The organism is Azospirillum sp. B506, from assembly GCF_000333595.1.
Classification (GTDB): Bacteria; Pseudomonadota; Alphaproteobacteria; order Azospirillales; family Azospirillaceae; genus Azospirillum.
This window is the reverse complement of sequence record NZ_BADK01000741.1, coordinates 18,858-30,156: the sequence shown is the minus strand read 5'-3', so window position 1 is coordinate 30,156 and position 11,299 is coordinate 18,858. Positions and strand designations below refer to the sequence as shown.

The following is an 11,299-nucleotide window of genomic DNA, read 5'->3' as shown; positions in this document are numbered from 1 at the left end:
CTGGTCTATGTCGCCGCCTTCGCCCCCGACGTCGGGCAGTCGCCGAACGACACGCTGAAGCCCTTTCCGCCCTCGGCCGGCCTGTCGGGCGTCTCGGTGGACAAGGGCCGCTTCCTGACCCTGACGCCGGAGGGCATGGCCCGCAACTTCGCCCAGGATCTGCCGGCCGAGGAGGCCGCGCTGCTGGCCGCCACCCAGGGGCCGGTCGCGGCGGCCTGCTTCGCCACCAAGGTCAGCGCCGCCGCCTGGAAGACCAAACCCGCCTGGTATGTCGTCGCCAGCCAGGACCGCATGCTGCCGCCGGACTTCCTGCGCGCCACCGCCGCGCGCATCGGCGCCCGGACGGTGGAGGTCGAAAGCGGCCATGCCCCCCACCTGTCGCGCCCGGATGCCGTGGCGGCGGTGATCGTCGAGGCCGCCCGCGCTATCTAGAGTTCCGCACCGCCCCCGGCGTGGTGCCGCGCCGCCGCCTCAGGCTGCGCGTCAGGGCGCTCTGGTCGGAAAAGCCGACCGCCAATGCCACCTCGGCCAGCGGCAGGCGGCCGTCCCGCAGCAGCGCCTCTGCCCGATCCAGCCGCAGGTCCGCCAGCATGGCGGCCGGGGTGCTGCCGGTGCGGGCGCGGAAGCGTTCATGGAAGCGGCTGGGGGCCAGACCGGCCGCCTCCGCCAGCTCCGCCACCGTCAGCGGTTCGGCGCAGCGCTCCGCCATCAGGGCCAGGGTGCGGTCGATGGGGTCGCTGGGCACGGTCGGCGGCTGGCGGGCCTCCAGCGCACGCAGCAGCAGCCCCGCCGAATGGTGCGCCAGCACCGGATCGAGCGGCCGGTCGGCGGCCTCCGCCGCCAGATAGCGGACCAGCCCATCCAGCGCGCCGTCGATGGCGAAGAAGGCGTCGCAGGCGCGCACCGCTGCCTGCGGCATCAGCCCGGCCGCCGGCACATCCAGAACGACGAAGCGGTTGGTCCCGCCGCTGCGGAAGCTGTGCGGCACCCCGTCCGCCACCAGCACGCCGCGCCCCTCCCCGACCCGGCCGCAGGCGCCGCCGACCTCCATGTCGAGGATGCCGGCGATGGGCAGCACGATCTGGTGATGGTCATGCGCGTGCCGCCGTTCATGCCCGTCGTAACTGCGGGTGCTGACGGTCGGCCGATGCGGGGACGCCACGCCGGCGGACTCCTGAAATCGGTCGAAGGTGCCGATGGTACGCCCTCCTCCCCGGCATCGACAAGCCCAGGGGCACGCAGGCGCGGGATCGGCAGCCTGGCACAAATACCAATATCCGAAACTGAGTTTCAGCAAATACCCTCGCACATTTCCGAAGTGTCTGTCCGGATTGCGCACAGATCCGCCGATATTCGCCCACCCATTCACTTGAGCATTGCCTGATATTCCGGACGAACAATTGCGGCATCGGACAGCGCCTCCTTATGAGTATTTTCAAACAAGAAATACGACCGCATGGGAACGGATCGTTCGCCATTCGCAAAAAAGCATTCATAAAAGGAACGCCCGATGTACCGAGATCGCATCCGCCTGAAATCCCTGTGGGGCAAGGTGGTTCCGGCGGAAGAGGCCGCCTTTCTCATCAAGGACGGCATGACCGTGGGCATGAGCGGCTTCACCCGTGCCGGCGACGCCAAGGCGGTGCCGCTGGCGCTGGCCGAACGCGCCGCGTCCGAGAAGCTGAAGATCACGCTGATGACCGGCGCCTCGCTGGGCAACGACGTGGACCGGATTCTGACCGAGGCGGGGGTGCTGTCGCGCCGCCTGCCCTTCCAGGCCGACCCGGTGCTGCGCAAGGCGATCAACCGCGGCGAGGTGATGTTCGTCGACCAGCATCTGTCGGAAACGGTGGAACTGCTGCGCTCGCGCCAGATGGGGCCGGTCGATGTCGCGGTGATCGAAGCCTGCGCCATCACCGAAAATGGCGGCATCGTCCCCACCACCTCCATCGGCAATTCGGCGACCTTCGCCATCCTCGCCGAGAAGATCATCATCGAGCTGAACCTGACCCAGCCGCTGGATCTGGAGGGGATGCACGACGTATACATCCCGACGCGCCGCCCCTTCCGCGAGCCGATCCCGGTGGTGACGGCGGAAAGCCGCGCCGGCCTGCCCTATATCCCCATCGATCCGTCGCGGATCGCCGCCATCGTGGTGACGCGCAAGCAGGACAGTTCCGCCAGCATCCTGCCGCCCGATGACGAGACCAACGCCATCGCCGGCCACCTGATCGAGTTCCTGGGCCGCGAGGTGAAGCAGGGCCGGCTCGGCCGCTCGCTGGCGCCGCTCCAGGCCGGCATCGGCACCATCGCCAATGCGGTGCTGCACGGGCTGATCGACGGGCCGTTCCACGACCTGACCATGTACAGCGAAGTGCTGCAGGACAGCACCTTCGAGCTGTTCGACGCCGGCAAGCTGAATTTCGCGTCGGGATCCTCGATCACGCTCAGCGCCGGCAAATATGCCGAGGTGCTGCCGAAGATCGGCTCCTACAAGGGCCGGCTGCTGCTGCGGCCGCAGGAGATCTCCAACCATCCCGAGGTGATCCGCCGCCTGGGCGTCATCGGCATCAACACGGCGCTGGAGTGCGACATCTACGGCAACGTCAACTCCACCCATGTCAACGGCACGCAGATGATGAACGGCATCGGCGGCTCCGGCGATTTCGCCCGCAACAGCCATCTCGCCATCTTCGTCACCAAGTCGCTGGCCAAGGGCGGCGCGATCTCCAGCGTCGTGCCGATGGTCACCCACGTCGACCACAACGAGCATGACGTCGACGTGCTGGTGACGGAGGTCGGGCTGGCCGACCTGCGCGGACTGGCGCCGCGCGAACGGGCGGAAACCATCGTCCGCAACTGCGTGCACCCCAGCTATCGCGAGCTGGCGGCCGACTATCAGCGCCGGGCGCTTCAGCGCGGCGGCCACACCCCGCACCTGCTGGAGGAGGCCTTCGCCTGGCACACCCGCTTCCAGCAGACCGGCAGCATGATGCCGGCGCAGCCGGCAGCCGACTAGGCCCCCTCAAAAACGGGCGGGCCGCGGAATGCCGCGGCCCGTTCCCGTTACAGGCATACTGTCACACGCGCTGCCCGCCATTGTGCTCCAAATAGAGGAGCAGAGCGGGATAGTAGTGCTTGCGCTCGGACGAAATCTTCTCGCAGAAACGGCGTGCAGCTCCGCTCTTTAACCAGTCATCGAGCTGGCCGTTCTGACGCTTTTCCGCGATGATGGTGTCGATCGCGTCCAAAATCTTGTGAATCACCTCAGGCCTCGTCTTATGAAGATCGGAGCGGCGTCTTCGTCGCTCTCACAATCTTATATGCGCTCTGCCGGTGGTGATTGGCCCTGCATTCTGGGAATGGCTGCGTGTTGCAATGCACAAAACGACGCAGGCAACTCGCTCAGTCCGATGAAATCGGCATGTCGGTCAACCAGGCTGCCAGCCGGTGGCGCAGGCGAACCAATCGTTCATTGCCAATTTCGCCGATCCAACCGCTCAACAGCGCGCCATCGATCACGGCGAGCCGACCCAACCGCAAGACACTGGTCACTTTCAAGCCAGCATCACCAAAGTCGGGGTCTTCGGGAGTGAGTATTTCATCAAGACCGGGTTCAGCCTGCCGGACCTGTGATGAAATCATACAGACAAGCCAATCATCGAACTGAGCGGATACCCGCCGGATCAGCAATACCGGCCGCAATTTTCTCCCATTCAGATCGGTGAACGGGAAGGACACCAAGGCAATCTGACCCGCCCGTTTCGCCGCCAGACTTCCCGCAGATCCTCACGGCTGTAGGTGACTGGGTCATCTTCCATCCCCCGCATCGCCTGTTCCATGCTGAACTCGGCGAATTGATTACCGGACCATTCTTCCCTTCCTGCATCCTTGGAAGCAGCGAAGCGGGCAGCCAGGAATTCGACGAAATCGAAAACTTCGGCCTGCTTGTCTTCGGGCAAAGCCTGCAGCTTCTTGATCAGCTCAGCATAGCCCATGACGACCTCTCTTCCGGCAATATGTACCTGACGACGGTACATTATAGCAGGATCAGGTCAATCCGGCATTCCCACTGCCCGATCGCCCAACCCTCACGCCCTCTCCCGCTCCACCTCGGGCGGGCGCAGCGCCTTGCCGTCGGACAGAGCTGCAGCAGCCGGTGAACTTCGAGCGCCTTGTCGCGCAACGCAGCCGGGTCGGTCATAAGAACCGACAACAGCCGGACCGGTAAGGCGTTACCGGTAAATCATCGGCAGCCGGATCAGCCCACCAGCCCCGACATCACCGCGCGCAGCTGCGCCGGCTTCACCGGCTTGTTCAGCACCAGGCAGCCGGCCGCCTTGGCCTCGTCCGCCAGTTCCGGCGTGCGGTTGGCGGTGACGATCACCGCCGGCAGGATGCGGCCGCAGGCGGCGCGCAGCCGCGCCACCTCGTTGACGCCCAGCGCCCCGTCGTCGAGGTGATAGTCGGCGATCAGCAGGTCGGGCGGCTGCGGCATGCCGGACAGCAGGGCCAGCGCCTCGTCACCGTTGGTGGCCGACACCACGTCGCAGGCCCAGCCGCGCAACAGCGCCTCCATCCCCGCCACCACCGCCGGCTCGTTGTCCAGCACCAGCACCGAGGTTCCGGCCAGCCGGTTGGTCATCGGCCGGGCGGCGATGCTGGCCGGGCGGACGGCGCGGCGTTCGGTCCCGCGCGGCACGGTGACGGCGAAGACGGAGCCACGTCCCGGCTCCGACCGCACGGTGATCGGATGGCCCAGCATGCGGGCAACCCGGTCGACGATGGCGAGCCCCAGCCCCATGCCGCGGTCGCGCCCCTTGGTGACCGGGGTGTCGAGGCGGCGGAACTCCTGGAAGATCTCGGCGATCTTGTCGCGCGGGATGCCGGGGCCGTTGTCCCACACCTCGATGCGGATGCCGTCGCCGGTCCGGCGGCAGCCGACCACCACCCGGCCGCCCTGGACGTAGCGCAGCGCGTTGGACAGGAAATTCTGCACGATCCGGCGCAACAGCCGCATGTCGCTGCGCACCACCGCGCCCGACCCCACCACTTTCAGGTCGATGCCGCGCTCCGCCGCCACCGCTGCATATTCGGTGGCGAGCGGCGCCAGAATGCCGCGCAACGGGAAGTCGGTGACCTCCGGCGTCACCGCCCCGGCGTCGAGCTTGGAGATGTCCAGCAGCGCCGACAGCAGATCCTCGACCGACGCCAGGGCGACATCGATGTTGTCCACCAGCTCCGCATTGGCCGCCGGCTGCTCCAGGTCGGCGAGCGCCGAGACGAACAGGCGGGCGGCGTTCAGCGGCTGCAACAGGTCATGGCTGGCGGCGGCGATGAAGCGGGTCTTCGACAGGTTGGCCTGGTCGGCCTGGGATTTCGCCTGCTGAAGCTGGTCGTTCAGCAGCATCAGCGCGGATTTCTCCGCCTGTTCGGACTCGCGCCGCCGCTCCTCCTCGCGCTTGATGTCGGTGATGTCGGTGTAGACGCCGACGATACCGCCGTCGCGGGTCCGCCGCTCGTTCACCTGGATCCAGCGGCCGTCCGCCAGCCGGTTCAGGAAGACGCCCTTCAGGTCGTGGCGGTGCTCCATCCGCTCGCGCAGCCAGACGTCGGGCGGCGGCTCGCTGACCGCACCGGCGGCGGCGACCATCGCCACCAGATCGTTGAAGCGGATTCCGGCCTGGATGCGGCCCGCCACCGACGGCCAGTAGGACAGGTATTTGCGGTTGCACAGCACCAGCCGGTCGGCGGAGTCGAACAGGGCGAACCCCTCGTTCACCGACTCGATCGCCTCGAACAGGCGGGTGCGCATGGTGTCCGCCAGCTCCTTGGCGCGGGCGAGGTCGCGGTTGCTGTCCTCCAGCTTGTGCAGGGCGCGTTCCAGCTCCAGCGTGCGCTCGCGGATCTTCTGTTCCAGCACGATGGCGGTCTGGAACAGCGAGAAGGCGCCGCCCTGGAAATCCATCGACCGTTCGACACGGTCCATCAGCACCTTGTTGATGCGCTGGAGCTTGGCGTTCTCCCGCTCCAGCTCGGCGATGCGGTCGGCGGGGTCGAGGGTCCAGTTGCGGGTTTGCATGCCGGCCATGGCTTAGCGCCCTCCGATGGCGACGCCCGTGAAGGTCTGGTTGACGTGCATGCCGTTGACCTGCTCGCCATAGGCGCAGAAACCGACCACCCGGTGACGGGCCAGCCGGTCCGACATCACGGCATTGAGCTGCCTCTGCTCCATCTCCAGCCGGCGCAGGATGCAGTCGCAGCCGAGGATCAGGTCGGGCGCGCCGACCTCCGCCTCGATGCCCTCGATCAGCCCGTCGAAGTTGGAAACCGGATCGACCCCCTCCGCCACCGTCAGGACGATGCCCTCGTCGATGGCGCAGAAGAAGGTCAGGCTCTCGTCGTCATTCACCTTCTGGATCGAGCGGACATGATACTGACCGCCGACCCGCACGACGACGGGATGGGCGGCGAAGATCATCGGGGTCAGCGGCTCCCCCTCCAGCCCGACCAGCCGGGCATATTCGCGGCCGGCCGGCTCGGCATTGATCTCATGGACGATGCGGTGCTGCGGATCGGCGCCGGTCACGACCATCTTGCGGTCGGAACTGACGAAATGCTGGGTGCGGAAGACGGTGAAGGGCCGGTTGGTGGTGAACAGCGCCACCACCGCGGCATTGGGGTGGAAGGCGCCCTCATGCAGGACGAAGGTGCGCTCGAAATGCAGGTCGTCGCCGGCGGATGCGCCGAACAGCGGGATGTCGATCAGCGCGTTGTGCAGCGCGCTGACCACCGTCTCCTCGCTCATCGACAGCCCGTCGATCAGCAGCATGGCGAAGCTGCGCGCCTCCTCGCCCAGCGGCACCGGCCCGGCGGCCATCGCACGGTCGCGGCGCGACAGCAGGGACCGCGCGATGGCGGTGCTGTCGGCAATCTCGAACCGGTCGACATGGTCGACCAGGGCGGTGACGATGCAGAAATCCTCGGTCGGAAAGCCCACCGCCACCAGGGCGTTGGTGGTGTAGCCGCCGGGGCCGATCTCCCCCGCCGTGGTGCAGCCGATCACCGGCACCATGCCGAACTGCGCCGCCAGCGCGTCGGCCAGCGCCTCGCGGTCATAGCTGGGTGCGCAGAAGACGACCACCAATTCCAACGCCACCTCGCCCAGCCCGGCGCGCAGTTCCTTCGCCGCCTCGTCGGGGCATTCGGCATGGGTGACGGCGCGCGGCATGCCGTCGCCGGAGGCTGGTCTTACCGGACCGTCCGCGGAGTTCCCCTGCGAGGACATCGCTGCCGCTTGCGCCTCCCTCTCCGTCCGCTGATGCGATCCGGCAAGGGTACTCCAGGGATGGCGGCGGGCAAGACCAATCCGCGGACCGGTGAAGGAGGACATGATGCGGTGCGGCTCCCAGGGGTTCTTTGCCTAGACGGTCTCGGCCGGCTGCGGATCGGCAAGCATGGCCAGCTCCTCGTCGATGAACAGGCGGGCCTTGGCGGTGAAGCGGACACCGTCCGGCACCTCCAGCGAGAAGCCGCCGCCGCGCGCCTTGATAACGTCCAGGATGACCTGGGTGTTGCGCCACCATTGGAAGGTGTCGTCGGACATGCAGAAGGGCGTGTCGCCGATTCTCCCGATGCACAGGTCGCGCCCGCCCATGCGGAATTCCCCCAAGGGCAGGCAGAGCGGCGCCGACCCGTCGCAGCAGCCACCCGACAGATGCAGCATCAGCGGCCCGTGCTTCGCCGCCAGGCGGTCCAGCAGGGCGACGGCTTCGGGGGTGGCTGTAACGCGGTCGGTCATGGCGATCCTTTATCACGAAACCACGCGGAGAAAGAAAAAAGGCCGGGGGACACGCCCCCGGCCCAGGTTTGCCCGATAGGGAGGAGCGAGGCTCAGAAGAAGCCGAGCGCTTTCGGGCTGTAGCTGACCAGCAGGCACTTGGTCTGCTGGTAATGATCGAGCATCATCTTGTGCGTCTCGCGGCCGATGCCGGACTTCTTGTACCCACCGAAGGCGGCATGCGCCGGGTACAGGTGGTAGCAGTTGGTCCAGACGCGGCCGGCCTGGATGGCGCGACCCATGCGGAAGTAACGGCTGCCGTCACGGCTCCACACGCCGGCGCCCAGGCCGAACTCGCTGTCGTTGGCGATGGCCACCGCCTCTTCCTCGGTCTCGAAGGTGGTCACGGCGACGACCGGGCCGAAGATCTCCTCCTGGAAGATGCGCATATTGTTGTGGCCTTCCAGGATGGTCGGCTGGACGTAGTAGCCGCCCTCCAGCTCGCCGCCCAGATGGGCACGCTCGCCGCCCAGCAGCACCTTGGCGCCCTCGGCCTTGCCGATCTCGATGTAGGAGAGGATCTTCTCCAGCTGCTCCTGCGAGGCCTGGGCGCCGATCATCGTGCCGCCATCCAGCGGATGGCCCTGGGCGATCTTCTTGACGCGCTCGACCGCCAGCTTGATGAAGCGGTCGTAGATCGACTTCTGGATGAGGACGCGGCTCGGGCAGGTGCAGACCTCGCCCTGGTTCAGCGCGAACATCGCGAAGCCTTCCAGCGCCTTGTCGAGGAACTCGTCATCCTCGGCCATCACGTCTTCGAAGAAGATGTTCGGCGACTTGCCGCCCAGCTCGACGGTCGACGGGATGATGTTCTCCGCGGCGTATTGCAGGATCAGGCGGCCGGTCGAGGTCTCGCCGGTGAAGGCGATCTTGGCGATGCGCTTGTTGGTGGCGAGCGGCTTGCCGGCTTCGAGACCGAAGCCGTTGACGATGTTCAGCACGCCGGGCGGCAGCAGGTCGCCGATGATCTCGGCCAGCACCATGATCGCCATCGGGGTCTGCTCGGCCGGCTTCAGCACGATGCAGTTGCCGGCGGCCAGCGCCGGAGCCAGCTTCCAGGCCGCCATCAGCAGCGGGAAATTCCAGGGAATGATCTGGCCGACCACGCCCAGCGGTTCATGGAAGTGGTAGGCGTAGGTGTGGTGGTCGATCTCGCCGATCGAACCCTCCTGGGCGCGGATGCAGCCGGCGTAGTAGCGGAAATGGTCGATGGCGAGCGGCACGTCGGCGGCGCGGGTCTCGCGGATCGGCTTGCCGTTGTCCAGCGTCTCGGCCAGCGCGATGACCTCCAGCCGCTCTTCCATGCGGTCGGCGATCTTCAGCAGGATGTTCGAGCGCTCGGTCGGCGAGGTGCGACCCCAGGCAGCCCTGGCGGCATGGGCGGCGTCGAGCGCCAGCTCGATGTCGGCGGCCTGGGAACGGGCGACCTCGCACAGCGGCTTGCCGGTAATCGGGGTGAGATTGGTGAAGTATTGGCCATCCACCGGAGCCACCCACTGGCCGCCGATATAGTTGTCGTAGCGGGGGCGGAGCGCGATCTGCTTCTGGAGCGTTTCGAGAGCCTGGTGGAGCATTTGGGCCGTTCCTCTCAGTGTGGTGAACCGGTCAGGTCTCCGGTCCAGCGCGTTTGTCGAGGGCCATTCAGCCACTCTGAGAGGGAAGGGGTAAATTGTACTATGGAAGGAGACGGTCGGCGGGTGTGATTGTTCGTGTCCCACCCATTGCCGGGGCCGTCGGGCGCCTCACTCCGCCGGCTGGCGCCCCTCGACATAGCCCTTGCGCAGCTGTTCCTCATACCAGCGACGGTGGTGCTCGATTGCCCAGTTCTCGTCCACCACGCCGCAGCCCATGGCGTCGAAGGCGCCCTCCATGCCGATGGTGCCGATGTAGATATGGCCGATCACCGCGGCGATCAGCCCGGCCGCCAGCAGCCCGTGGATGACGTGGATGATCTGCATGCCGCCGATCCCGGTGAAGGCGAAGGGCACCATCATCAGGTAGCCGGTCGCCGCCATGCCGATGCCGCCCAGCACGATGCTCCAGAACACCAGCTTCTGCCCGGCGTTGAAGCGCCCGGCTTCCGGATGATGGCCACCGGCCTTGGAGAAGAGGCCGCCCGCCGTCCTGATCCAAACCCAGTCGGCCTTCTCCGGGATGTTGTCGCGCAGCCACAGGCCCATGATCATCAGCAGCCCGACGACGAAGGGCACGCTGACGAAGTTGTGGATCGACTTGGAAAATTCCGCCAGCGCCGTGAAGGCCCGATGGCCGATCAGCGGGATCAGCAGCGGCCGGCCGAAGGTCAGGATCACCCCGGTCAGCGCCATGGTCAGGAAGCTGACCGCCATCGTCCAATGGGCGAAGCGGTCCAGCCAATTGAAGCGCAGCACCAGCCGTCCCGCCTTGCCGCCATGGATGCGGATGGTGCCGCGATAGAGGAAGAAGATCGCCAGCACCGCCGTCATGCCGATGGCGAGCCCGCCGATGGCAAGCCGCAATGTGTGGCTGCGCCACTCCCGCCACTCCCGCCCCTCAGGCTGGATCAGAACCGCCAGCTTCTGGTCCGGGATGCTGACGCGGCCGATCAGCTTGTCGTCCTGCGGGACGTAGAGCGGCACCTGCTCCTTGCTGGTCGGCGAGTTCTGGCCGGGTACTTGGTGAAGCTGCGCTTGTGCGAAAGTCGGAGCGCCCAGACCCTGGACGGCCAGCAGGGCGACCAGCAGCAGGGCGTGCAGGGGGAGTCTGGTGGGACGCATGATGGTCTCCCGGAATGGACTTTACTTGCGGAGGCGCTCACGCCCCGCCTGTGCCCGCCATGCCCGTGCCCGGCCCGCCCGGCGCGAAGGGGGAGCCGCGGTCGTTGCGGCCATAGGCGGTCGACCAGCCCGGCGCGCCCGAGCCGTAGCCGCGGCGCAGCGAGCGTTCCTGATAGATGTCGGCCAGCACCGCGCCGTCGCCGCCCATCAGCGCGCGGGTGGAGCACATCTCGGCACAGAGCGGCAGCTTGCCTTCGGCCAGCCGGTTGGCGCCGTATTTCTGGTACTCCTCGACGCTGCCGTCCGGTTCGGGGCCGCCGGCGCAGAAGGTGCATTTGTCCATCTTGCCGCGGCTGCCGAAATCGGTGGTGCGCGGGTATTGCGGTGCCCCGAACGGACAGGCATAGAAACAATAGCCGCAGCCGATGCACAGATCCTTGCTGTGCAGCACCACCCCGTCGGCTGTCTGCAGGAAGCAGTCGACCGGACACACCGCGGCGCAGGGCGGGTCGTTGCAATGCATGCAGGCCATCGAGATCGACCGCTCGCCCGGCTTGCCGTCGTTCAGCGTGACCAGCCGGCGGCGGTTGATGCCCCAGGGGACCTCATGCTCGTTCTTGCAGGCGGTGACGCAGGCGTTGCACTCGATGCAGCGTTCGGCGTCGCACAGGAACTTCATCCGGGCCATCGTTCTGTTCAGCTC

General features: G+C 66.9%; 12 protein-coding genes. 2 read left to right on the top strand and 10 right to left on the bottom strand.

From position 1 onward, the window contains the following. The coding region (locus I71_RS22990) for an alpha/beta hydrolase (protein WP_042698812.1) at positions 1 to 432 on the top strand (432 nt) is incomplete at its 5' end. On the opposite strand, the gene I71_RS22985 is transcribed toward I71_RS22990, so the two are convergent. After that, complete coding sequence (locus tag I71_RS22985) at positions 425 to 1,162, bottom strand: AraC family transcriptional regulator (RefSeq protein WP_042698809.1); 738 nt, start codon at positions 1,160 to 1,162, stop codon at positions 425 to 427. The two genes, I71_RS22990 and I71_RS22985, sit on opposite strands and share 8 nt — an antisense overlap. Positions 1,163 to 1,510: 348 nt before the next feature. Here I71_RS22985 and I71_RS22980 point away from each other — a divergent pair, with 348 nt between their 5' ends. After that, positions 1,511 to 3,019, top strand: coding sequence for an acetyl-CoA hydrolase/transferase family protein (locus I71_RS22980; protein ID WP_042698806.1), 1,509 nt, complete (start codon positions 1,511 to 1,513; stop codon positions 3,017 to 3,019). Positions 3,020 to 3,080: 61 nt separating this feature from the next. Here I71_RS22980 and I71_RS22975 read toward each other — a convergent pair whose 3' ends face one another. From I71_RS22975 to fdh3B, 9 genes are all read right to left on the bottom strand, one after another. Further along, the gene (locus I71_RS22975) at positions 3,081 to 3,266 is read right to left on the bottom strand and encodes a hypothetical protein (protein ID WP_042698803.1); all 186 of its coding nucleotides are present in this window, start codon (positions 3,264 to 3,266) and stop codon (positions 3,081 to 3,083) included. Between the two features lie 139 nt (positions 3,267 to 3,405). Then, complete coding sequence (locus I71_RS36295) at positions 3,406 to 3,741, bottom strand: type II toxin-antitoxin system PemK/MazF family toxin (protein WP_199902240.1); 336 nt, start codon at positions 3,739 to 3,741, stop codon at positions 3,406 to 3,408. Beyond that, the gene (locus I71_RS22965; RefSeq protein WP_042698798.1) at positions 3,717 to 3,998 is read right to left on the bottom strand and encodes a DUF2281 domain-containing protein; all 282 of its coding nucleotides are present in this window, start codon (positions 3,996 to 3,998) and stop codon (positions 3,717 to 3,719) included. Before I71_RS22965 ends, I71_RS36295 begins: the two co-directional genes overlap by 25 nt. Before the next feature lie 263 nt (positions 3,999 to 4,261). Continuing rightward, positions 4,262 to 6,091, bottom strand: a complete 1,830-nt coding sequence (locus tag I71_RS22960; RefSeq protein WP_042698795.1) for a hybrid sensor histidine kinase/response regulator — start codon at positions 6,089 to 6,091, stop codon at positions 4,262 to 4,264. 3 nt (positions 6,092 to 6,094) lie between these two features. Beyond that, on the bottom strand, positions 6,095 to 7,231 hold the full coding sequence (gene nosP / locus I71_RS22955) for a nitric oxide-sensing protein NosP (RefSeq protein WP_042698791.1): 1,137 nt from the start codon (positions 7,229 to 7,231) through the stop codon (positions 6,095 to 6,097). 192 nt (positions 7,232 to 7,423) lie between these two features. Next, positions 7,424 to 7,801: a DUF779 domain-containing protein gene (locus I71_RS22950; RefSeq protein ID WP_042698789.1), complete on the bottom strand. Its 378-nt coding sequence runs from the start codon at positions 7,799 to 7,801 to the stop codon at positions 7,424 to 7,426. A 92-nt stretch (positions 7,802 to 7,893) separates the two neighbouring features. After that, positions 7,894 to 9,414 (bottom strand): aldehyde dehydrogenase, encoded by a 1,521-nt coding sequence (gene adh / locus I71_RS22945; protein ID WP_042698786.1) that lies wholly within the window; start codon positions 9,412 to 9,414, stop codon positions 7,894 to 7,896. A gap of 168 nt (positions 9,415 to 9,582) precedes the next feature. Next, the gene (locus I71_RS22940; RefSeq protein ID WP_049976268.1) at positions 9,583 to 10,596 is read right to left on the bottom strand and encodes a formate dehydrogenase subunit gamma; all 1,014 of its coding nucleotides are present in this window, start codon (positions 10,594 to 10,596) and stop codon (positions 9,583 to 9,585) included. A 37-nt stretch (positions 10,597 to 10,633) separates the two neighbouring features. After that, positions 10,634 to 11,284 (bottom strand): formate dehydrogenase FDH3 subunit beta, encoded by a 651-nt coding sequence (gene fdh3B / locus I71_RS22935; RefSeq protein WP_042698783.1) that lies wholly within the window; start codon positions 11,282 to 11,284, stop codon positions 10,634 to 10,636. Positions 11,285 to 11,299: the final 15 nt, after the last annotated feature.